Here is a 20,028-nt window from a genome sequence, read left to right on the forward strand (position 1 = left end):
CGTTGTGAGGCCTTCGCATGTACGACGCCATCGTCGTGGGGGCGCGCTGTGCCGGCGCGTCCACCGCTCTGCTCCTGACCCGTGCCGGGTACCGGGTGCTCCTGCTGGACAGGTCGGCGTACGGCTCCGACGTCCTGTCCACCCACCTGGTCCACCAGCCCGGCGTCGCGGCCCTCGCCCGCTGGGGCCTGCTGGACCAGGTCCGCGCCTCGGGGTGCCCGCCGCTGACCCGGACCCTCTACGAGGTCGCCGACATCCGCATCGAGGGCTGCGCGCGGGGCGTGGCCGGACAGCGGGCGGGCCTCGCCCCGCGGCGGCGCGTGCTGGACCCGCTGCTGGTCGACGCGGCCGTCGCGGCCGGCGCCGAGTTCCGCGACCGCTGCCGGGTCACCGGGCTGCTCCGGGACGGCACCGGACGCGTCGTCGGCGTCGAGGGCCGGCACGGCCACCGGACCTTCACCGAACGCGCACACCTGGTGATCGGCGCCGACGGCATGCGCTCCACCGTCGCCCGGCTCACCGAGGCGCCGTACACCGTGCACGACCCGCGGCTGACCTGCGCGTACTACACCTACTGGCCGGACGTGCCCGCCGATCTGGAACTGTACGAGCGGCCCGGCGGCTGGGTGGCCGCCGTGCCCACCAACGACGGCGCGACCCTGGTCCTGGCCTACTTCCCGCAGTCCCGTTTCGAGGAGGTCCGCACCGACGCCCGCCGCGCCTACCGGGAGCAGATACGCGCCACCGCGCCCGCCCTGCACGAACGGCTGCTCGGCAGGCGGCCCGTGGAGCGCCTGCACGGCACCGGCGACCAGCAGAACTTCTTCCGGCGGGCGAGCGGGCCTGGCTGGGTGCTGGTGGGCGACGCCGGGCACCACAAGGACTCCATCACGGCCCGCGGCATCAGCGACGCCTTCCAGCAGGTGGAGAGCCTGGCCGGGCTGCTTCAGGGCGCCCTGGACGGCGGCCCGGCCCGGCTGGACGCCGCCCTGGCCCGCTTCGCCGAGGACCGGGACGCCCGGCTGGCCCCGGGCTACGAGGCGACGCTCGGCGTGGCCCGGCTGGACCCCCACGAACAGCGGCTGTCCCTGCTGCGCGCGGTGCAGTCCGACGCCGAACTCACCGCCGTGTACCTGGACATGGTGGCCGGCATCGTCTCCGCCGACGCCCTGTGGACACCCCGGCTGCTCGCCCTGCTGTGACCCGGCGATCCCGCCCGAACCCTGCGGCGTCCGGCCGGAGTTCACCCCGGCAGGGCGCTGCCTGATTTCCCAACTCCTGTGAACATACGGCCCAGTTGCCCGAAGGCGGGAATGACGCTGCGCGATGATCCTGATACGGTGCAGCTCGCACCGGCCTTCGGTCACGGTGAGCCACCAGGCCACTGCACGGGGACGGGCGTTGCGCATCCCAACCAACTCCGGTGTATCGCTGCTGTACGAGGAATCAGATGCCAGGCACCCGCGACCGGCGGACACGTCACCGCGCCGCCCCTCGCAGATCTCTGCGGTCCTCGTTCGTCGTCCCCTTCGTCGTTCCCGCGGTCTGCCTGAGCGCGCTGTGGGGCTACACGGCGGCCGGACTCGTCGACGAGCAGGTCCAGTCGCACACCGACGCCGACCACCTCGGGTCGGTCGCCGGACCCGTCCAGGAGGTGCTGTCCCGGCTGCAGGCCGAGCGTGCCCGCACCTCGGCCTGGCAGGCCGGGCGCACGGCCGCCGCCCGGCGGGACCTCGACGCGGCCCGGCACGGGACCGACACGGCCCTCGCCCGGCTCCGCCGCACCGCCGCCCTGGACACCGGCGCGCTGCGCGGTCCCGCCGAGGCGCTGACCTCCACGCTGGACGAGCTGGCCGGGCGGCGCGAGGCCGTCGACGCCCGGACCCTGTCCGCCTCCGGCGCGTTCACCTACTTCACCGACGCCGTCTCCCGGGGCATCGACCTGCTCACCGCGGCCGTGCACGGCGACGACGGCGAACTGGAGGACGCGGGCGCCGCCACCGTGGCCCTGGTACGCAGCACGGAGATGCTCGCCCGGGAGGACGCCCTGATGGCCGGCGCCCTGTCGGCCCGCCGGCTCTCCGCCGAGGACCGCGCCCGGTTCGGCCAGTACCTGGCCGTCCAGCGCGCCCTGCGGGCGAGCCTGGCGCCCGGGGACCTGCCGTCCGAGGCGGCCGCCGGCTACGCCCGGATCACCGGGGACGCGCGCTGGACCACCGTGGGCTCCCTCGAGCAGCAGGTGAGCGGCGGGCGCGGTACCACCCTGCCCGGCAAGGCCGCCTCCTGGCCCACCGCCGCCGGCGGCGCCCTCGGTGACTTCCAGGACCTCGGCGCAGCGTCCCTGGACGCCCTGGCCGCCCGCGCCACGGACCACGCCGACGAACTGCTGCTGGCCACGCTCCTGGGCACCGCGATCACCCTGGCCGCGCTGGCCGCGGGCGCCCTCGTGGCGCTGCGCGGCAGGCGCTCCGCCCTCGGCCGCCTCGCCGAGGTCCAGTCGCGCACCGAGCAGTTGGCGGCCACGGAGCTGCCCGCCGTCCTGGCCCGCATAGAACGGGGCGAGCGTGTGGACCCGGCCGCGCTCGCCCCGCACCGCGAGCGCGCGGAGGACGAGCTCGGCCGGCTGTCCGCGGCCATCGACCAACTGGTGCGCATGGCCGCCGAGTCCACGCTCCGGCAGTCCGAGGGCCGCCAGGGCACGGAGAAGGTCGTCGCCCAGCTCATCCGCCGGGCCCAGAGCCTGATCCACCGGCTGATCTCGCTGCTGGACGACCTCGAGCGCAAGCACGAGGACTCCGACCTGCTCAAGGACATCTTCCGGGTCGACCACCTGGCCACCCGCGTGCGCCGCCACGCGGAGAACCTGATGATCCTCAGCGGTGCCCCGCCCAACCGCCGGATGACCCCGCCGGTCCCGGTGACCGACGTGATGCGCAGCGCGGTGGCGGAGACCGAGCAGTACACCCGCGTCCGGGTGCGCAACACGCCGGCCGACCGCCGGGTGGCCGTCGCCGGCCGGGCCGTCGCCGACGTCACCCATCTGCTCGCGGAACTCATCGAGAACGGCACCAGCTTCTCCCCGCCGCACACGCAGGTCACCGTCAGCGCCACCCGGGTCGCCAAGGGCCTGGCCGTGCACGTCGAGGACCAGGGCCTCGGCATGCCGCCGGAGCTGCTCGCCCGGGCGAACGAACTGCTCGCCCAGCCGCCCCGGGTCGACATGACCGCCCTGGGCGAGGACCCGCGCCTGGGGCACTTCGTGGTGGCGCGGCTCGCCGAACGGCACGGCATCCGGGTGGTGCTGCGCGAGTCCGACTACGGCGGCACCCTCGCGCTGGTCGTCCTGCCCACCGCGCTGCTGGAGGAGGTCGCCTCCCCGGTCGTGGACCAGTTGCGGTCGGCGGCCGTCGCCGCCGGACGGGCCGTGGGCGGCGAGCCGGGCACCGCGCTGCCGGGCGCGGACGGCCGGGACGGCGCGGCCGGTACGGACCGGGCGGCGCTCGCCGGCCAGGCCGCCTCCGCGGCCCACGGCACGCCCGCCCCCGCCCCCACCCCCGCCACCGCCGGCGGCCCGGGTGGGCGTACGGCCGCGGCCGGTCCCGCTCCCCGGGTGGCCGCCCGCGAGGAGGTCATCACCCACACGTCGCTGCCCGACCCCAGCGGCTTCCCCGAGTACGGAGGTGCCGGACTGTTGCCACCGGCGTCGGACCACCCCGCACCCCCCGCTGCGGAACCGGCCGGGTGGACGTCCCCGCGGCCGAGCGCTCCTGCCGCACCCGCGCGGCCGCGGGCGGACCGGCCGGCCACCACGGCCGGCCCCGCGGCCCCGGCAGGACCGGACGCACCCGGGCGACCCGCCGTGCCCCCCGAACCCGCCGCGCCCGCCGCGATGCCCGGCCCCGCCGCGCCCCCCGGACCCGCCGTGCCCGCGACCGGGCAGGCCGACCAGCCCGTTCAGCCCGATCCGCCGTCCCGCGGGCAGCGTCCCGCACCATCCGCGCCCTACGGCGTGCCCGCTCCGCGGGCCGCCGGGTCGTCCCGGGGCCTGACCACCCCGAACGTCCTGCCGCAGCGCGTCAGGGGAGCGAGCCTGGCGCAGCAACTGCGGCGGGAGGCCGCGCAGATGGAGCAGGGATCCGAGGGCGAGAGGGACGAGGACGCCTTCTCGCCCGAGGCGTCGGCCCGTGCGATGAGCGCCATCCACCAGGGACTGAAACGGGCCGGCATGGTCCAGGGCGACGAGCCGCGCGGCGCGCACGGGCGGCGGGACGAATCGGCAGACCCCAGTGCCGACGAACTGTGAGGACGTTACGCAATGACTGAGCAGGTACACACCGGACCCGAACTGGACTGGCTCCTCGACGCCCTGGTGGACCGGATCCCGGAGATCCGCTGCGCCATCGTGCTCTCCGGGGACGGCCTCCTCATCGGCAAGTCGAAGGACATGCCACGCGACGACGCCGAGCACCTGTCCGCCGTGGCCTCGGGTGTGCACAGCCTGGCCCGCGGCGCCTCGCGGCACTTCCACGGCGGGCCCGTCCAGCAGTCGGTCATCCAGATGGAGAGGGCCTTCCTGTTCGTCACGGCGGCGGGCAGGGGCGCACGGCTGGCGGCCCTCGCCTCCGAGGAGGTGGACGTCGGGATGATGGCGTTCGAGATGGGGACGCTCGTCAAGCAGGTCGGTCAGTACCTGACCGCGGCACCACGGGTGCAGTCCCCGTCCGGCGGCCCCTTCCAGGATGCCTGAACACCGGTGGCGCGACGGCCAGGAGGCCGGGCGCTACTTACGGCCGTACGCCATCACCGGTGGGCGCACCCGGCACAGCCAGCACGCGTTCGCACTGATCACCCTGGTCGTCGCGCGCTCCGCGCACGGCGGCGACACCGGGGCGCTGGAGCCGGAGGCGGCGCACATCCTGCACCTGTGCCGGGACCGCGCCCTCGCGGTGGCGGAGATCGCCGCCCTGCTGGACCTGCCGGTGAGCGTGGTGAAGGTGCTGTGCGGAGATCTGCTCGACGCCTCGCTGATCCTGGTCCAGTCGCCACCGGGGCAGGAGAGCCGGCCGAGCGTGGAACTCATCGAAAGGGTGATGGATGGTATCCGTCAGCTCTGAGCCGGTCCTGCCGACCGCACTGAAGATCCTCATCGCGGGCGGCTTCGGCGTGGGCAAGACCACCATGGTGGGCTCGGTGAGCGAGGTCCCGCCGCTGGAGACCGAGGAGCGCATGACCGAGGCGAGCCTCGGCGTGGACGACCTGGCCGGGGTGGAGGGCAAGGCGTCGACCACGGTCGCCATGGACTTCGGCCGCATCACGATCGCGCCGGAACTGGTGCTGTATCTGTTCGGTACGCCCGGCCAGGACCGTTTCTGGTTCATGTGGGACGACCTGGCCATGGGCGCGCTCGGCGCGGTGGTCCTGGCCGACACACGGCGGCTGGAGGCGTCGTTCGCGTCGATCGACTTCTTCGAGGAGCGCGGGGTGCCGTTCGCCGTGGGCGTCAACTGCTTCCACGGGCGGCGCGACTGCACGGCCGAGCAGGTGAGTGCGGCGCTGGACCTGGACCCCTCCACCCCGGTCGTACTGTGCGACGTACGCGACCGGGCCTCCAGCAAGCACGTCCTGCTCAGCGTGCTGGAGGCGGCCCGCGCCCGGGCGGCGGCCCGGCTCACGGCGGCGGGCGGGCGCTGACGACGACGGCGGGTCCGGGCGGGCCGGCGGATCGCCGCCGGTCTGCCCGGACCCGGTGCACCGCCGCCGGTCTGCCCGGACCCGGTGCACCGCCGCCGGTCTGCCCGGACCCGGTGCACCGCCGCCGGTCTGCCCGGACCCGGTGTAGCCGCCGGCCCCGGGCGGACCCGGGCGATCCGGGGCGGCCGATGGTGGCCCGTGTGCCGTAGGCACCGTGACATTCCCGGCGGCGGGGGTAAGTGATTCTCTGACTGTCCGGACCAGTGGATGCGCGGCACAGCGGAGGAACGCCATGTTCGAGGCCCAGGACGTCCGTCAGTGGCGGGGACACCCCGTGCACGGCGCGGACGGCAGCAAGATCGGCGAGCTGGAGGCGATCTACGTCGACACGATCACCGACCAGCCCTTCTTCGCCACGGTGAAGACCGGCATGCTGGGACGTCAGCGGCTGGCGTTCGTGCCTCTGACGGGTGCCACCGTCAGCCCCGGTCACCTCAACGTCGCGTTCGACAAGAAGGTGGTCAAGGACGCCCCGTCGATCGACACCGACGGCGAGCTGCTGGTGGAGGGCGAGCCGGCCGTCTTCGAGCACTACGGCCTCGCGTACAAGGCCGGATCGGCCGGAGAGCGGCGCCTGGCCCGTCGGTGACCACGGCACACGGAAGCGGTGGACGATGCTGGTTCTTTTCCTCCTGCTCGTGATCGTGGCCGTGGCGCTCGCGGTCGTCGGCGTCACGGTCGCGGGCATGACCTACCTGCTGGCCATCGGCATCGCGCTGTTCCTCGCCGACGTGCTGCTGCTCGGTGTCGGCCTGGGCCGCCGCAGGGGCACACGGCCCTCACGCTGACCGGCCCGCCCTCCTCCGATCGGGTGTGCGCGGGCCACGGCGGCGGCGACAAGGGGCGCGATCCGGACCACGCTGGGGGTGGTGCCTCCCCACACGGCACCGACCCCCCGTGACGGAGGAGACGAGATGCCCATCGACACGATCGAGCGCTTCCTGGCCGCCCTCGACCCGCAGCACAGGGAGCACGTCCAGCGGCTGTCGCACGAGGAGCAGATGAGCCTCGCCGACGCCTGGGAGGCCGAACTCCGGCAGGACACCGACCTCGACACGCTGAGCGAGCTGTCGCCCCCCGCGGCGGAGAGCGAGGCGGCGGCCCGGGTCGCCAGGAGGCTCATGGACTGAAAAACCGCCAACACTTCTTCGCGAAGAAGTCTTTGCGAAGAAGTGTTGGCGGTCTACAGTGACGGCATGACCGTTCCCCCTGAGACGCCCGGCGCGCGGCCCGAGGCCGATTCCGTGGTCCTGGACGCCAAGGGCCTGCGCGCCCTGGCGCACCCGGTGCGCGTGCAGCTGGTCGGGCTGCTGCGCAAGTACGGCCCGTCGACGGCCACCCGCCTGGCCGAGCGGCTCGGCGTGAACTCCGGCACCGCCAGCTACCATCTGCGCCAGCTGGGCGCGGCGGGCTTCGTGGCGGAGGACACCGAACGCGGCAACGCGCGGGAACGCTGGTGGCGTTCGGTGCACCGGACGACGGAGCTGAGCGACCATGAGCTGGCCGACCGCGAGCCGGAGGCCGTGCTCGCCTACCTCCAGTCCGTCGCCGCCGCCTACACCGTCCGTCTCCAGCAGGCCATCAGCGAGCTGCAGACGATGCCCCGGGAGTGGCGGGGCGGCTTCGACATGAGCGACTGGGCGCTGCGGCTGACGCCCGAGGAGACCGCCGCCCTGCGCCGGGAGCTCAGGGACGTCATCTCCCGTTACCGCAGGGACACTCCCGAGGAGGCGGCCTCCGCTCCCGAGGGAGCCCTGCGGGTCGGCGTGATCACGCAGCTGCTGCCGGAGCTGGACGCGCCCGCCGTACCGGCCGCCCCCGCCGCCGGCCGGCGGGCCCCCGGAACGGAGACGTCGTGAGGTACGGCGCCACGGGCGGCGAGGGCAAGGGCGGGAGCGACAACGGAGGCGGCAGCGGGGTCGGGAGCGGGGCGGCGGTGCCGGCCGGCCACGACGCCGGGACCGCCGACAGTACTGGCGACAGAGCCGGCGCCGGGGCGCGTACCCGAACCGACACCGGAACCGGCTCGGGGACGGGCGCCGGGCACGGCGGCATACCCGGCCGGCGGACACTGCGCCCGCTGGGCGGGGTGCTGGCCGCCATCGCGGTGTCGCTGACCGGAACCCGGGTCTCGGCCGTCGCCCTGCCCTGGTTCGTCCTGGTGACGACCGGCAGCGCCACCCGGACCGGACTGGTCGCCTTCTGCGAGATGGCCCCCTACGTCCTGGTCAAGGCGCTCAGCGGGCCGGTGGTGGACCGGATCGGCCCGCGCGCGGTGTCCTGGACCACCGATCTGGCCAGCGCGGCCGCGGCCGTCGCGGTGCCCGTCTGCCACGCCCTGGGTCTGCTGTCCTTCCCGTTCCTTCTCGCCCTGGTCGCGGTGATCGGCGCGGCCCGCGGCCCCGGCGACCTGGCCAAGGAGGTCATGGTCCCGGAGGCCGCCGACCGCGGCCGGGTGCCGCTGGAGCGGGCCACCGGACTGTGCGGGGTGACCGAGCGACTGGCCTCCACCATCGGCCCGGTGGCCGGGGGCGCCCTGGTGGCGCTGGCCGGCCCGCTGACCGGGCTCGCGGTCAACGCGGGCTGCTTCGCCCTGGGTTCGGTGATCGTCGCGCTGTCGCTGCCCCGGGGCATGGGGCGCGGAACCGGGCGGGCACGGGCACCGGAGGGAGCGGCGCGGGAGCCGGGCTACTGGCGGCAGTTCGCGGAGGGCTTCACCTTCCTGCGCGGCGAGCCGCTGCTCCTCACCGTCATCGTCATGGTCGCCGTCACCAACCTGCTGGACGCCGCGTTCGCGACCGTCCTGCTGCCGGTCTGGGCGAAGGAATCCGGCAACGGCGCGGCCTCGCTCGGCCTGCTGGGCGGTGTGGCGGGGGCCACGGCGGTCGGCGGGAGCCTCGTCGCCGCGCTGGCCGGGCACCGGCTGCCGCGCCGGGTGGTCTTCTTCACCGGGTTCCTGCTGGCCGGGGCGCCGCGATTCCTGGTCCTGGCCTGCGACGCGCCGATCGGCGCGGCCCTCGCCGTGTTCGCCGTCGGCGGGTTCGGCGCCGGTTTCCTCAACCCGGTGCTGGGCGCCATCCGCTTCGAGCGGGTGCCGCGCCACATGCTGGGCCGGGTCGGCGCGATCGGCGACTCGATGGCCTGGGCCGGCATCCCGCTGGGCGGACTGATCGCCGGGGCGGCGGTGGCCGCCGCGGGACTGGCGCCGGTGCTGCTGGCCGCGGGGGCGGCGTACTTCCTCACCACCAGCCTGACCGGACTGCGCCCCGAATGGCGGGAGATGGACCGCGGCCGGGTGCGCGCCCGCGCCGGACGGCGCACCGCGCCCGCCGGCGGACCGGCCGGCACGGAGGTGACCGCCGGCACCGCCCCGGCAGCGGCCGCCGAACCCGGCGGTCCTGGCGGCCCGGCCCGGGAGCAGGCCCCGGCCTGAGCCGCCGTCCGCCCGCGGGTGCCCGTCCGCCCTCGGGGCCGCCCACCCCCGGACCCGCTCGGTACGCGGGACCGCGGGGCGGGCGGCCCCCCTCCCCCCGGATCCGGCAGCCGGTCCTCCCTGGCCGCCCGCGGGCGGGACGGACCGCCCGGCAGGGGCGGGCGCACCGCGGCGGTGGGGGGACGCGGGGAGGAAGGACCGGAGCCGGTGTGCGGCGGGCGTGGCCCGTCAGCGCGCCGCCTTCACCTCGGCCAGCGCCTTGGCCAGACCGTTGGCCCACAGCTGGTTCACCCGGGACCGCTCGGCGGAGTTGGGGTAGCGGTTGGTGCAGGACGGGCCGGGGCCGCCGCCCGACATCAGCTCGCTGCACGGACCGCTGTAGTGGTCCGGCAGGCCCAGCACGTGTCCGGTCTCGTGGGCGGTGACGCGGATCGAGTCGTACTGCTGGTTCTGCGCGTAGTCGAGGAAGATGTAGCCGCTGCCGTGGCCGTCGGTGGAGGCGTACGACCCACGCGAGTCGTTGCCCTCGTAGTAGGCGAAGTCCGCGCCGCCCGAGGTGGCCTGGAGCTTCACGTTGGACACGGAGCTGTTCCAGACCGAGGCGGCGCTCGATATCTGGGAGCGGAAGCTGGGCGCGTTGGTGGCGTTGTAGTACACGGTCACCGACTGCAGGCCGGGGTTGGCCGCCTGCTTGCGGGCGACGGACTTCAGCACGGCGTCGAAGAACGCCTTGTTGCCGGCGGCGTTCTCGGCGGACCGCTCGTAGGTGGCGTACGAGGCGGCAGGGGAGGCGGATGCCGTCCGTCCGGCGCCGGCCGTCTGCGCGCTCGCCGGCACCGCGGTGCCCAGGGCGGCGCCGGCCAGGCCGAGGCCGAGCGCGAGGGACAGCAGTCTGCGGGAGGTCCGTGCGGACGTGGAAGTCGTGCGCGACGACGTCATGTGGGGGACTCCTCATCGTTCCTGTGGGGTGGTGAACGATCGCTCACGCAGGAGTCTCGGACACACAAGAGGGCTGCGGATGATGGCAGTTGGGGATAGCACGGCGCTATCGGCGGCCGACTCGTACAGTTCCGTTGGGATTTGAACATCTGGTGTCGCGCAGCGCCCCGCCCTACGCTCCCCTCATGGAGCTGGAGGTGAGGCACCTGCGCGTGCTGTGCGCCATCGCCGACCACGGGAGCCTGCACCGGGCGGCTCGCGAACTCGGCCTGACGCAGCCGACGTTGAGCACCCAGTTGGGCCGTATCGAGCGCGCGCTGGGCGGCCAGCTCTTCGTGCGCGGCCGCAACGGCTGCCGTCCCACGCCGCTGGGCCACGTGGCGCTCAGCCGCGCCCGGCCGCTGGTCGCCGAGCTCGCCGCGATCGTCACCGAGACCCGGGCGGCCGCCGCCCGCGCGGCCCGCGGGCCGCAGTTGCGCATCGGCGCCACCGCGAGCCGGGCGATTCCCGGCTGGCTGCGCCGGCTGCGCGCCCGCGTCTCCCCGGCCGCGCCCGTCCTCCAGATGGACGTGTCCGCCAACTCCCTGCTGCGCATGGTCGCTTCGGGCCGGCTGGACATGGCCTTCGTGCACGAGGTGGAGGGAAGTCCGCTGCGCGTCCCGCCCGGCCTGCGCACCCGGGTCCTCGTCGAGCGGGAGCCGCAGTTCGTCACGCTGGCGGCGGACCACCCGGCCGCGGCGCGGCGCGAGGTACGGCTGGCCGATCTCGTCGGAGACCGCTGGATGATCGACTCCACGGTGGACGGCGAGTGGGAGGGGCTGTGCCGCGTGCTGCGCGAGGCGGGGCTGGTGCCCAACCTGCTGCACGGCGACTACCTCACCGCGTACTCCCTGGCCGCGACCGGCGAGGTGGTCACGGTCAGCCAGCCCACCGCCGCCCCGCGCGCGGACGTGGCCGTCCGGCCGCTGGAGGGTGACCCGATCGGCGTGCGACTGCTGCTGGCGGCCCGCACCGAGGCCGAACTGGACGAGGGGTACGCCGAGTTGGAAGAGGCCTACTGGGAGGCGGCACAGCAGGCGCCGGCGTACCGGGAGTGGCTGGAACGCAGACGGGAACTGGTCCCCGCCTGATCACGGCGGCCGACCCGATCACGGCGCCCCGCCTGATCACGGCGCGGCCTGATCACGGCGCCCGGCCGGCGGCCCGGAGCCGCCGTTCACCGGTCCCCGGGGACCCCCGGGCCCGGAAGCCGGGTCAGTCGCAGGTCTTGCCGCCCGGGCAGCCCCCGCCCTCCGGCAGGTGCACCTCCGCCCATGCCCCGAGCGCCTCGAGCGCCGGTCCCAGCGCCGCGCCCGACTCCGTCAGCCGGTAGCTGACCGCCCCCGCCACGCACGCCCTCGGCAGGCCTGGCCGGACAACGTGGTCCTGTTCGGCCGCACCGCCGGGGAGACCCCCTCGGCCAAGGGCACCCCGGTCACCGTCGTCGCCGGCCGCGGCGGCTCCTACGCCGCGGGCACCCCCCGGGAGGGCTACGAGTACGTCCAGAACTACCTGGAGGCGGTCCTGGCCGACACCCTCGGCATGGACCTCGACTTCATCGTCCCGGAGCTGACCATGGCGCCGCACAACCCGGCCATGGCGAGCCTGGTCCCGCTGTTCGAGGCCTCCCGCGAGCGCGCCCTCGGGGACGCGGCCGCCAGGGCGAAGGAGCTGGTACGGCGCCTCGCGGCCTGACGGCGTGACGGCCTGACGGCGTGACGGCCTGGCGGCGTGACGGCCTGGCGGCGTGCGGCCCGGCGGCGTGCGGCCCGGCGGCGTGCGGCCCGGCGGCCCGGCGGCCCGAGGGACGGATATGCGTGACGGCCCGACGGCCCGACGGCCGCACGGACCGATGTCTCGACGGCCCGACGGCGGGGAGCGTCCGGCCGGCGCCGTCGCGCGAAGACGCGCCCCCGCCCATAGGGTGGCCTCATGCCGTGGCCGCCGGCCGGACCGGCTGACGCGGCGGCCCCCGCGCCGCCCCGCGCCCCCACGGCCGACGCACCGGATCCCACCGCACTGAGCTGTCGCCCCGTCCGGCGAGGGCGCGGCCGGGGAGGCTCCCATGACCGCTTCAGTGAACCCGGACCGGTCGGAGTGGGACGTGATCGTCCTCGGCGGCGCCGCCGCGGGCGAGAACGCCGCCCAGTACGCCGGTCAGTTCTCCGGTCTCACCACGGTGCTCGTGGAGGACGACCTGCTCGGGGGCGAGTGCTCGTACTGGGCCTGCATGCCCAGCAAGGCGCTGCTCCGGCCGGTCGAGGTCGTGGACGCCGCCGAGCACCTGCCCGGGGTCTCGGCCCGGCTGGACCCGGTCGACGTCCTGGTGCGGCGCGACACCGTGATCAACCACCTCGACGACGGCTCCCAGGTGGACTGGGCGCTGCACACCGGCATCGACGTCGTACGGGGATACGGCCGGCTGGACGGCGAACGCACCGTCGTGGTCAGCGGCCGGGACGGTACCCGCAGAAGGCTGACGGCCCGGCACGCCGTCGTGATCGACACCGGCTCCTGCCCGGCCGTGCCCGACCTGCCCGGACTGCGCGGCGCGCTGCCGTGGACCTCGCGGGACGTGACCAATCTGCGTGAGGTGCCGCGCCGGGTGGTCGTCGTCGGCGGCGGTGTGGTCGCCTGCGAGGCGGCGACCTGGCTCCGGGGGCTGGGCACCGCCGAGGTGTCCGTGGTGGAGCGCGGCCCGCGGCTGCTGTCCCGGCAGGAGCCCTTCGCGGGCGAGCTGGTCGCCGAGGCGCTGCGGACGGCCGGCGTGCGGCTGTTCCTGGAACACGGCCTGTCGCAGGTGAAGCGGTCCGACCCGCGCGACACCGGCCGCGGCCACATCCACGGCGGCGAGGTCAGCGTCACCCTCGACGACGGCACGGTCCTGGTGGCCGACGAGCTGGTGGTGGCCACCGGGCGGACGCCGAACACCGACGACATCGGCCTGGAGACCGTCGGCCTCTCCCCCGGCGGATACCTCCCGGTCGACGACCACCAGGCGGTGCGGGGAGCGGCGGGCAGCTGGCTGTACGCCATCGGCGACGTGTGCGGCCGGGCGCTGCTCACGCACATGGGCAAGTACCAGGCGCGGATCGCCGGCGAGGTGATCGCCGCCCGGGCCGGCGGCTCCGGCGAGCTGCCGTCGGCGGCGGCCGGGCACTACGGCCTGCCCCAGGTCGTCTTCACCTCGCCCGAGGTGGGTTCCGCCGGCCTGACCGAGCGGCAGGCGCGGGAGGCCGGGATCGAGGTCGAGACGGCCGAGTACGACCTCGCCGCCCTCGCCGGGACGTATGTGATGCGCGCCGACTACCGCGGCCGGGCCAAGCTCGTGGTGGACCGCGGCGCGGACGTCGTGGTGGGCGCCACCTTCGTCGGGGCGGGCATCGCCGAGCTGGTCCACTCGGCGACGACCGCGATCGTGGGGCGGGTGCCGCTGTCCACCCTGTGGCACGTGGTGCCGAGCTATCCCACGGCGAGCGAGATCTGGCTGCGGCTGCTGGAGACCCTGCGCGCGCAGCGCCACGCGGCGGCGTCCGGGTGACCGCGCAGCGCCCCGGGTGACCGCGCAGCGCCACGCGGCGGCGTCCGGGTGACCGCGCAGCGCCACGCGGAGGCGTCCGGGTGACCGCGCAGCGCCATGCGGAGGCGTCCGGGTGATCGCGCAGCGCCATGCGGAGGCGTCCGGGTGAGGTTGACCGCGCCGCGGTTCCGGCCGGTACATCACTGAGCGACCCCCCGACGAACCACCCCCGCACGATTTCCCGGCACACAGCCGCCGCCGGTGCAGCTTTTGCGACGTCCACCCGGCCCATACAGGACAAAAGTGTGTGATTTGGAGCAGTCCCGGGTGATGCCCGACCATTGCTTCCGTCCGGCGATCCCGGGCATCAGTTCGAAGAGAGGCGCACCACCCCATGCACGTCCCCGGGACCGCCCCCCAGCCGGCTCCGGCCCCGCGGGAGACCCCCGCGGTCACCGCGACCATCCCCGCCCCCACCGCTCCCGCCTCCGCCTCCGCCCGGGACTCCGCCGGCGACGGCGGCCGGCACGCCCGCCGGTTCGGGCTGCCCGTCGCCACCGCGCTGGTCATGGGCAACATCATCGGCGGCGGGATCTTCCTGCTCCCGGCGTCCGTCGCCCCGTACGGCACGGTCAGCCTGGTCGCCTTCGGCGTCCTGACCGTCGGCGCCATCGCGCTCGCGCTGGTCTTCGGCAGGCTCGCCGAGCGCCATCCGCGCACCGGCGGCCCTTACGTCTACGCCCGGGAGACGTTCGGCGACTTCGCCGGGTTCCTCGCCGCATGGGCGTACTGGATCACCACCTGGGTCTCGAACGCGGCCCTCGCGGTCGCCGCCGTCGGCTATCTGGACGTGCTGATCCCGGTGGGCGGCAACCGCTGGACCGCCTGTCTGGCCGCGCTGGTCCTGCAGTGGCTGCCCGCGCTCGCCAACTTCGCCGGCACCCGGTACGTGGGCGCGGTCCAGCTCGTGTCCACGGTGCTGAAGTTCGTGCCGCTGCTGCTCGTCGCGGTGGGCGGGCTGTTCTTCTTCGACCCGGGCAACCTCGGCCCCTTCCACGCGGGCGGCGGCAGCACGCTCGGCGCGGTCTCCGCCTCCGCCGCCCTCCTGCTCTTCTCCTACCTGGGCATGGAGTCCGCCGCCGTCAGCGCCGGCGAGGTCAGGAACCCCCGGCGCACCGTGGGCCGCGCCACCGTGATCGGCACCGCGGGCGCCGCCCTGGTGTACCTGCTGGGCACCCTCTCCGTCTTCGGCACGGTCGCCCACGACCGGCTGGTGCGGTCCACGGCGCCGTTCTCCGACGCGGTGAACGCCATGTTCGGCGGCGCCTGGGGCGGCTGGGCGGTCGCGCTGGCGGCGCTGGTGTCGATGACCGGCTGCCTCAACGGCTGGACGCTGCTGAGCGCCCAGACCCCGTACGCCGCGGCCCGCGACGGGCTGTTCCCCGCCGCCTTCGCGCGCAGGCGGCGGGGCGTGCCGACGGTGGGCGTCGGCGTGACCGTCGTCCTCGCCTCGCTGCTCACCGTCTACAACTACGCCTCCGGCTCGGGCCGCGTCTTCCAGACACTGGTCCTGGTCACCACGTTCACCGCGACCGTCCCGTACCTGCTGGCCGCCGCCGCGCAGATCTTCCACCTGCTGGCCGGGCGGCGCGAGCGGGTCGACGGCGCCCGGCTGGCGCGCGACGTCGTGATCGCGGCGGTGGCCGCCGCCTTCTCGATGTGGCTGGTCGCGGGCGCCGGGTACGCGGCGGTGTACCAGGGGGTGCTGTTCCTGTTCGCGGGTGTGGTGGTGCACGCCGTGCTGTCGGCGCGGCGCCGCGCCGCGGCCGCCTGACCCTTCCGCCGCTTCCCGGCGGGTCGCGGGCGCTTGGGGAGCGGTCGCGGGGCGGTCGCGGGGCGGTCGTGCGGCGGTCGCTCCGGGACCGCTTGTTTCCGGCCTCTGGCCACCGGTACCTACCGGACGGTATACAAGCCCCGTCCAGCGTGCGCCGCACCCGTTCGCGAGTGCCGGCCGCACGCGAAGTCCGGTGCAGGGGGGAGACGTTCATGGCGCACGACGCACGTCCGGGTGGGGCAGCGGGCGGACCGCGGCGGCCGGTGGCCCTGGGGGCGGCGCTCGGCGGCTGCGCCCTGCTGGCGGTGTCGGCGACACCGGCCGCGGCGCACGGCCCGGGTCCCGGCCGGGCCACCGACTACGTGTCGCTCGGCGACTCCTACACCTCGGGCCCCGGCATACCCCGGCAGGTGGACGCCGGCTGCGCGCGGTCGGACCGCAACTACCCCTCGCTGGTGGCGGCACAGCGCGGCGTGAGCACGTTCAAGGACGTCAGCTGCGGCGGGGCGACGACCGCGGAGATGTGGAAGCCCCAGGGCGCCAACGACGCACAGCTGAACGCCCTGGGACGCGGCACCGACCTGGTGACCGTGCAGATCGGCGGCAACGACATCGGCTTCGGCTCGATCATCTCCACCTGTGCCCGGCTCGGTTCCCAGCAGCCGGCCGGGGACCCCTGCCGGCAGTACTACACCTCCTCCGGCGTCGACCGGCTGATGCTCGCGGTCGCGCAGACGGCGCCGAAGGTGGACCGGGTGCTGCGCGCCGTGCACGCCCGGGCGCCGCAGGCCCGGGTGCTCGTGGTGGGCTATCCGGACCTGCTGCCCGACGACGGCAGCGGCTGCTTCCCCTCGGTGCCGTTCGCGTCGGGGGACTTCCCCTATCTGCGGGACACCGGCAAGCGGCTGAACCTGATGCTGCGCCTGGTGGCGGGCTGGAACCACGCGGAGTACGTCGACACCTACCGCCCCACGGTCGGCCACGACATGTGCAAGGCCCCGGCGGACCGCTGGATCGAGCCCCTGCAGCCGGCCGCGCCCGCCGCCCCCGCGCACCCCAACGCGGCCGGCGAGCAGGCCATGGCGCGGGCCGTGCTGGCCGCACTGGACAAGGGGCACGGACCCGGACGCGGGCACGGGCACTGACACGCACTGACACGCACTGACACGGCTGAGCGCCGTACGCCGGAGGCGCCGGCTTCCCGGGGCGCCCGCTCGCCTCGGGAAGCCGGCGCCTCCGTTTACAGTGGACGGATGCCGTCCGGCGGCCCCGGGCCCGGACGGCACCGGGGCGGGAATGGACGTACGGCGCCGAGCACGGGCGGAGCACCATGCACGACCCTCACCACCACGGCCATGCCCCGCCCCCGCGCACCCGCCACGACACGGCCGGCAGGACGGGCCGGGGCGAGCAGCAGTCCCTGTTCGAACTCGCCGAGACGGCCCCCGGCGCGACCCCCGGCGCGGCGGACCCGCCGGACGCCGGGCCCGGGTTCCGCGACTCCCCCGCCGCCCGGCGCATGCTCGCCGTCCGGACCATCTACGCCGAGCCCGCGGCCGCCGCCTCCCCGCGCGGCCGGGAGATCATCGGCCGTTTCCCGCGGGCCGAGCTCGTCGAGGTCGACAGCCACTGGCGCATCCCCAGCCTGCACGGGAACGAGGGCAACCTGGACCGCTGGGTCCGGGTCAAGACCGAGACGCTGGTGCTCGGCGAACGCAAGACCATGACCACCCGGCCCAACGGCCGCTCGGCGGACTTCATCGCGCCCGGCCCGTCCAACGGCTGCGCCATGGCCTGCGCGTACTGCTACGTGCCGCGCCGCAAGGGCTACGCCAACCCGATCACCGTGTTCACCAACATCGAGGCCCTGCTCGGCCACCTGGACCGCCACATCGCCCGGCAGGGCCCCAAGCCGGAGCCCAACCAGTGCGACCCGCAGGCCTGGGTGTACGACATCGGCGAGAACGGCGACTGCTCCGTGGACGCGCTGATCAGCGACAACACGGCCGATCTGGTGCGCGCCTTCAGCCGCCGCGGCACGGCGAAGGCGTCCTTCGCCACCAAGTTCGTCAATCCGGACCTGCTCGCGCTCGACCCGCGGGGCCGCACCCGGATCCGGTTCTCCGTGATGCCCCCGGACGACTCCAGGCTCCTGGACGTGCGCACCAGCCCGGTCGCCGCCCGCATCGCCGCGGCCGGCGACTTCCTGGACGCCGGGTACGAGGTGCACTTCAACCTCTCCCCCGTCGTGCTGCGGCCCGGCTGGCAGCAGGCGTGGGCGGACCTGCTGCGCCACATGGACGACGTGCTGCCGCGGCGGGTCAAGGACCAGGCCGCCGCCGAGGTGATCATGCTCACCCACCACGAGGGTCTGCACACCGTCAACCTGGGCTGGCATCCGCGGGCCGAGGACGTGCTGTGGCGGCCGGAGCTGCAGCAGCCCAAACGGTCGCAGAACGGCGACCTCAACGTGCGCTACCGCAACCACGTCAAGTCGGCGGCCGTCGCCGAGCTGCGGGAGCTGATCGCGGCCCACGCGCCCTGGCTCGGGGTGCGCTACGCGTTCTGAGGATGCCGCGGATGCCCAGGATGCGGCGGATGCGGCGGGAGGAGCCCGGACACGCCCGGACACGGCCCGGACACGACGGAGGGCGCCCGCCAGGGGCGCCCTCCGCGCGTCCGGTACGGCGCCGGGCGCCCCGCCGCCCGGCACCGGCCGTCATCCCAGCGCGGCACCGCGCGAGGCGGCGTCCGCCTCGGTCGAGGCCCCGGCGGTCACCAGGCTGCCGCCCGCGTTCTCCAGGTGCGCCCGCACGAACCACTGGAACTGCTCCAGGTCGCGCAGCTGCTCGATGAGCAGGTCCTCCGTGGAGGGGTCGACCTCGCCGGCCTCCTTGACCGCCTCCCGTACGTCCTTGATCACGCCGGTGTAGACGAGGTCGAGGGCGCCGAGGTGGGCGATGGCGTCAGCCCGGCCGATCGAGTAGTCCTCCCAGGTCCGCTCGGCCACCAGCGCGCCGGGCGTGCCCTGCGCCACGCCGCCGAGCGCCGCGATGCGTTCGGCGACGTCGTCGGCCATCTCACGGACGCGGTCGACCTGCGGGTCGACCATCTCGTGCACCGCGATGAAGTGCGGTCCCACCACGTTCCAGTGGACGTGCTTGAGGGTGAGGTGGAGGTCGTTGAGCGCGTGCAGCCGCGTGCGGAGCAGTCCGATGAGCCGGCCCGCGTCCTTCAGCTCGACACCGGGAACCGTGTACTCGGGGGTGAAGTCCTGTGCCATCAGTCCTGTGACCTTTCGTCCTGCGTGTACGGCTCCTGCACGGATGCCCCGCCTCGCGCGCGGCAGACACGTTCGCGGGTGATCCGTGACGAAGAGGACAGTCCCGGTGACCGGTGCCCCCCCGGTCTCCCGGCCGGTACCGGCAGGGCACACTGGTCCGGGATTCTCCGCGGAGGGGCCGGGAGCCGCCCCCGCACGCCGTACGGGAATCCGATGTCCCACGGGAATGACGTGATGCCGATGCCGCGAGTGGACGGGGCGCGGTCCGCCCCTGCGGCGCTGGTGGTGCGGCACCGGCCCGAGCGGCCGCGGGCCGCCGTACTGGCCCTGCACGGGGGACGGCCGGACGGTCGCGAGACCGCGCGGCCCTGGCACCCGGCCGCCCTCAGGATGCGCCCGGTCCTGCGGGCCGCCGCGCTGTCCCTGGCCCTGGAGGAGGTGCTCCTCGGGCAGGTGCGCTACCGGCACCGCGGCTGGAACGGGGGCGATCCGGCGCAGGACGCCTTCCGCGCGCTGAGCGAGCTCGGCCGGCTCGCCGGCGACGTGCCGGTCGTGCTCGTCGGCCACTCCATGGGCGGCCGGGCCGCGCTGCGGGCGGCGGCCCACCCGTTGGTGCGCGGGGTGCTGGCACTGGCGCCGTGGCTGCCGCCCGACGAGCCCACCGGGCATCTGCGGGACGTGGGCGTGGTCGTCCTGCACGGCGACCGGGACCGGGTCACCAGCGCCGTGGCCTCCGTGGACTTCGTACGCCGGGCCCGGACCTCGGGTGCCCGGGCCGGAGCCGTGCTGATCGGCGGCGGCGACCACGCGATGGTGCGCCGCTCGGGCCTGTGGCACCGCTGCACGGCCCGTGTCGTGGCGGAGCTGCTGAGCCCCGGGCCGGTCACGGCCGGGCTGGCCGCGGACAGCTACGCGGCCGCGGAGGCACTCGTGCTGTAACGGCGGCCCGCACGTGCCGGACCCGGACGTCGCCGGCACGGCAAGGGCCGGCCCGCACCCGCCGCATGCGGACACCGCCGGCACAACAACGACCCGCCCGCACGCGGGACACGGAGACCGCCGACGCGACACCGACCGGCCCGCACACACCCCACGCGGACACCGCCGGCACAACAACGACCCGCCCTCACGCGGCGACCGCTCGTGCGGGAGCGGCCGACGCGCCGCTCCGGCGCCCGGCGCCCGGCGCCCGGCGCCCGGCGCCCGGCAGGAGCGTGCCGCAGCCCCGC

General features: G+C 75.2%; 19 protein-coding genes and 1 pseudogene. 17 read left to right on the forward strand and 3 right to left on the reverse strand.

From position 1 onward, the window contains the following. Positions 1–17 precede the first annotated feature (17 nt). The 10 genes from ACI2LW_RS24010 to ACI2LW_RS24055 all read left to right on the forward strand — a co-directional run bounded on the left by ACI2LW_RS24010 (position 18) and on the right by ACI2LW_RS24055 (position 9,184). The gene (locus tag ACI2LW_RS24010; protein WP_404733285.1) at positions 18–1,202 is read left to right on the forward strand and encodes an FAD-dependent oxidoreductase; all 1,185 of its coding nucleotides are present in this window, start codon (positions 18–20) and stop codon (positions 1,200–1,202) included. A 248-nt stretch (positions 1,203–1,450) separates the two neighbouring features. Beyond that, positions 1,451–4,303 carry a nitrate- and nitrite sensing domain-containing protein gene (locus tag ACI2LW_RS24015; protein ID WP_404733286.1) on the forward strand — a complete coding sequence of 951 codons (2,853 nt, stop codon included), beginning with the start codon at positions 1,451–1,453 and terminating at the stop codon, positions 4,301–4,303. Between the two features lie 12 nt (positions 4,304–4,315). Beyond that, positions 4,316–4,747, forward strand: a complete 432-nt coding sequence (locus ACI2LW_RS24020) for a roadblock/LC7 domain-containing protein (protein WP_404733287.1) — start codon at positions 4,316–4,318, stop codon at positions 4,745–4,747. Further along, on the forward strand, positions 4,740–5,114 hold the full coding sequence (locus tag ACI2LW_RS24025; protein WP_404733288.1) for a DUF742 domain-containing protein: 375 nt from the start codon (positions 4,740–4,742) through the stop codon (positions 5,112–5,114). The genes ACI2LW_RS24020 and ACI2LW_RS24025 overlap by 8 nt, the downstream gene beginning before the upstream one ends. Then, entirely contained in the window at positions 5,095–5,691 is a 597-nt protein-coding gene (locus ACI2LW_RS24030) for a GTP-binding protein (protein WP_404733289.1), read from the forward strand. The genes ACI2LW_RS24025 and ACI2LW_RS24030 overlap by 20 nt, the downstream gene beginning before the upstream one ends. Before the next feature lie 292 nt (positions 5,692–5,983). Beyond that, positions 5,984–6,340, forward strand: coding sequence for a PRC-barrel domain-containing protein (locus tag ACI2LW_RS24035; RefSeq protein ID WP_404733290.1), 357 nt, complete (start codon positions 5,984–5,986; stop codon positions 6,338–6,340). A gap of 25 nt (positions 6,341–6,365) precedes the next feature. Beyond that, positions 6,366–6,539 carry a hypothetical protein gene (locus ACI2LW_RS24040; protein ID WP_404733291.1) on the forward strand — a complete coding sequence of 58 codons (174 nt, stop codon included), beginning with the start codon at positions 6,366–6,368 and terminating at the stop codon, positions 6,537–6,539. Positions 6,540–6,665: 126 nt separating this feature from the next. Further along, positions 6,666–6,881: a hypothetical protein gene (locus ACI2LW_RS24045; RefSeq protein ID WP_404733292.1), complete on the forward strand. Its 216-nt coding sequence runs from the start codon at positions 6,666–6,668 to the stop codon at positions 6,879–6,881. A gap of 66 nt (positions 6,882–6,947) precedes the next feature. After that, positions 6,948–7,610: an ArsR/SmtB family transcription factor gene (locus tag ACI2LW_RS24050; protein ID WP_404733293.1), complete on the forward strand. Its 663-nt coding sequence runs from the start codon at positions 6,948–6,950 to the stop codon at positions 7,608–7,610. Between the two features lie 194 nt (positions 7,611–7,804). Further along, on the forward strand, positions 7,805–9,184 hold the full coding sequence (locus tag ACI2LW_RS24055) for an MFS transporter (RefSeq protein ID WP_404733314.1): 1,380 nt from the start codon (positions 7,805–7,807) through the stop codon (positions 9,182–9,184). Positions 9,185–9,412: 228 nt separating this feature from the next. Here ACI2LW_RS24055 and snpA read toward each other — a convergent pair whose 3' ends face one another. Beyond that, complete coding sequence (snpA, locus tag ACI2LW_RS24060) at positions 9,413–10,123, reverse strand: snapalysin (RefSeq protein ID WP_404733294.1); 711 nt, start codon at positions 10,121–10,123, stop codon at positions 9,413–9,415. A gap of 185 nt (positions 10,124–10,308) precedes the next feature. On the opposite strand from snpA, the gene ACI2LW_RS24065 reads away from it, so the two are divergent. After that, complete coding sequence (locus ACI2LW_RS24065) at positions 10,309–11,253, forward strand: LysR family transcriptional regulator (protein WP_404733295.1); 945 nt, start codon at positions 10,309–10,311, stop codon at positions 11,251–11,253. A 124-nt stretch (positions 11,254–11,377) separates the two neighbouring features. On the opposite strand, the gene ACI2LW_RS24070 is transcribed toward ACI2LW_RS24065, so the two are convergent. Then, complete coding sequence (locus ACI2LW_RS24070) at positions 11,378–11,512, reverse strand: winged helix-turn-helix transcriptional regulator (RefSeq protein ID WP_404733316.1); 135 nt, start codon at positions 11,510–11,512, stop codon at positions 11,378–11,380. Between the two features lie 12 nt (positions 11,513–11,524). Between ACI2LW_RS24070 and ACI2LW_RS24075 the strand changes: the two are divergent. The 5 genes and pseudogenes from ACI2LW_RS24075 to ACI2LW_RS24095 form a co-directional block, all read left to right on the forward strand. After that, positions 11,525–11,857: pseudogene (locus ACI2LW_RS24075) on the forward strand (FMN-dependent NADH-azoreductase); the annotation flags it as partial. 370 nt (positions 11,858–12,227) lie between these two features. Next, positions 12,228–13,703: a dihydrolipoyl dehydrogenase family protein gene (locus ACI2LW_RS24080; RefSeq protein WP_404733296.1), complete on the forward strand. Its 1,476-nt coding sequence runs from the start codon at positions 12,228–12,230 to the stop codon at positions 13,701–13,703. A 373-nt stretch (positions 13,704–14,076) separates the two neighbouring features. Then, on the forward strand, positions 14,077–15,516 hold the full coding sequence (locus ACI2LW_RS24085; RefSeq protein WP_404733297.1) for an amino acid permease: 1,440 nt from the start codon (positions 14,077–14,079) through the stop codon (positions 15,514–15,516). Positions 15,517–15,728: 212 nt separating this feature from the next. Continuing rightward, on the forward strand, positions 15,729–16,661 hold the full coding sequence (locus ACI2LW_RS24090) for an SGNH/GDSL hydrolase family protein (protein ID WP_404733298.1): 933 nt from the start codon (positions 15,729–15,731) through the stop codon (positions 16,659–16,661). Positions 16,662–16,846: 185 nt separating this feature from the next. Then, on the forward strand, positions 16,847–18,085 hold the full coding sequence (locus ACI2LW_RS24095; RefSeq protein ID WP_404733299.1) for a spore photoproduct lyase family protein: 1,239 nt from the start codon (positions 16,847–16,849) through the stop codon (positions 18,083–18,085). Between the two features lie 150 nt (positions 18,086–18,235). Here the strand turns inward: ACI2LW_RS24095 and dps are convergent, their stop codons facing one another. Continuing rightward, on the reverse strand, positions 18,236–18,799 hold the full coding sequence (dps, locus tag ACI2LW_RS24100; RefSeq protein ID WP_404733300.1) for a DNA starvation/stationary phase protection protein Dps: 564 nt from the start codon (positions 18,797–18,799) through the stop codon (positions 18,236–18,238). Positions 18,800–19,033: 234 nt separating this feature from the next. Here dps and ACI2LW_RS24105 point away from each other — a divergent pair, with 234 nt between their 5' ends. Then, entirely contained in the window at positions 19,034–19,738 is a 705-nt protein-coding gene (locus ACI2LW_RS24105) for an alpha/beta family hydrolase (protein ID WP_404733301.1), read from the forward strand. The last annotated feature ends 290 nt before the right edge of the window (positions 19,739–20,028 follow it).

It is taken from the genome of Streptomyces sp. NPDC004065 (assembly GCF_044903565.1).
In the GTDB taxonomy this organism is placed as follows: domain Bacteria; phylum Actinomycetota; class Actinomycetes; order Streptomycetales; family Streptomycetaceae; genus Streptomyces.

Coding starts and splice junctions, on each gene's coding strand:
- ACI2LW_RS24030 (WP_404733289.1), top strand. CDS start 5,095: ATGGTATCCGTCAGCTCTGAGCCGGTCCTGCCGACCGCACTGAAGATC.
- ACI2LW_RS24040 (WP_404733291.1), top strand. CDS start 6,366: ATGCTGGTTCTTTTCCTCCTGCTCGTGATCGTGGCCGTGGCGCTCGCG.
- ACI2LW_RS24035 (WP_404733290.1), top strand. CDS start 5,984: ATGTTCGAGGCCCAGGACGTCCGTCAGTGGCGGGGACACCCCGTGCAC.
- ACI2LW_RS24025 (WP_404733288.1), top strand. CDS start 4,740: ATGCCTGAACACCGGTGGCGCGACGGCCAGGAGGCCGGGCGCTACTTA.
- ACI2LW_RS24015 (WP_404733286.1), top strand. CDS start 1,451: ATGCCAGGCACCCGCGACCGGCGGACACGTCACCGCGCCGCCCCTCGC.
- dps (WP_404733300.1), bottom strand. CDS start 18,799: ATGGCACAGGACTTCACCCCCGAGTACACGGTTCCCGGTGTCGAGCTG.
- ACI2LW_RS24095 (WP_404733299.1), top strand. CDS start 16,847: ATGCACGACCCTCACCACCACGGCCATGCCCCGCCCCCGCGCACCCGC.
- ACI2LW_RS24085 (WP_404733297.1), top strand. CDS start 14,077: ATGCACGTCCCCGGGACCGCCCCCCAGCCGGCTCCGGCCCCGCGGGAG.
- ACI2LW_RS24045 (WP_404733292.1), top strand. CDS start 6,666: ATGCCCATCGACACGATCGAGCGCTTCCTGGCCGCCCTCGACCCGCAG.
- ACI2LW_RS24065 (WP_404733295.1), top strand. CDS start 10,309: ATGGAGCTGGAGGTGAGGCACCTGCGCGTGCTGTGCGCCATCGCCGAC.
- ACI2LW_RS24020 (WP_404733287.1), top strand. CDS start 4,316: ATGACTGAGCAGGTACACACCGGACCCGAACTGGACTGGCTCCTCGAC.
- ACI2LW_RS24105 (WP_404733301.1), top strand. CDS start 19,034: ATGCCGATGCCGCGAGTGGACGGGGCGCGGTCCGCCCCTGCGGCGCTG.
- ACI2LW_RS24080 (WP_404733296.1), top strand. CDS start 12,228: ATGACCGCTTCAGTGAACCCGGACCGGTCGGAGTGGGACGTGATCGTC.
- ACI2LW_RS24090 (WP_404733298.1), top strand. CDS start 15,729: ATGGCGCACGACGCACGTCCGGGTGGGGCAGCGGGCGGACCGCGGCGG.
- ACI2LW_RS24050 (WP_404733293.1), top strand. CDS start 6,948: ATGACCGTTCCCCCTGAGACGCCCGGCGCGCGGCCCGAGGCCGATTCC.
- ACI2LW_RS24010 (WP_404733285.1), top strand. CDS start 18: ATGTACGACGCCATCGTCGTGGGGGCGCGCTGTGCCGGCGCGTCCACC.
- snpA (WP_404733294.1), bottom strand. CDS start 10,123: ATGACGTCGTCGCGCACGACTTCCACGTCCGCACGGACCTCCCGCAGA.